The 446-nt window shown below is 62.6% G+C and carries 1 protein-coding gene; it reads right to left on the bottom strand.

Annotation, left to right across the window (positions count from 1 at the left end; genetic code table 11):
• Positions 1 to 111 precede the first annotated feature (111 nt).
• The coding region (locus tag EN780_RS37805) for a hypothetical protein (protein ID WP_210215146.1) at positions 112 to 446 on the bottom strand (335 nt) is incomplete at its 5' end.

The raw sequence follows: 446 nt of genomic DNA, 5'->3' as shown, positions 1-446 counted from the left end.
TTGCCGGCTGGTGGGGCTCGCTGGCCAGATAGGCGTCGAACGCCGCCTTCAGTTCCCGCGAGATCGGGAAGTCGGCGCGGACGGCATGCTTTCGTCTCGCCTTCAACCGTCTCATGCGTGCCTCCGTAGCACTTCGTAAATGTACGGCTCGGCCTGCTCGGGCCACATTCTGAACGGTGACCGCGGATCCCGCCATGCGGCCTCGAGTTCGTCGCAGTGGTCATCCCAAATTGCGAGCATCGTCTCATCCTCGATCATGCCCGGTCTCGGCGCTGGGTCGAAACCGTAATCCGCCAGGCATTCGAAATAGTCGCGCCCAGCTCGCATCAAGAGGTCGGCGTCAACTAGCGGGATTTCGGTGCGCTTGGAGCGGCGCTGTTTGATGCGACGGACCATCAGCGATATTCCCTTGTCCTTGGCGGTCGGCTGTCGGCAGGCGCATCGAC

Origin of the sequence: Mesorhizobium sp. M4B.F.Ca.ET.089.01.1.1, from assembly GCF_004022605.1 — a bacterium.
Classification (GTDB): domain Bacteria; phylum Pseudomonadota; class Alphaproteobacteria; order Rhizobiales; family Rhizobiaceae; genus Mesorhizobium; species Mesorhizobium abyssinicae.
The sequence above is the reverse complement of the archived record's forward strand: the minus strand, read 5'-3'. Positions and strand labels throughout refer to the sequence as shown.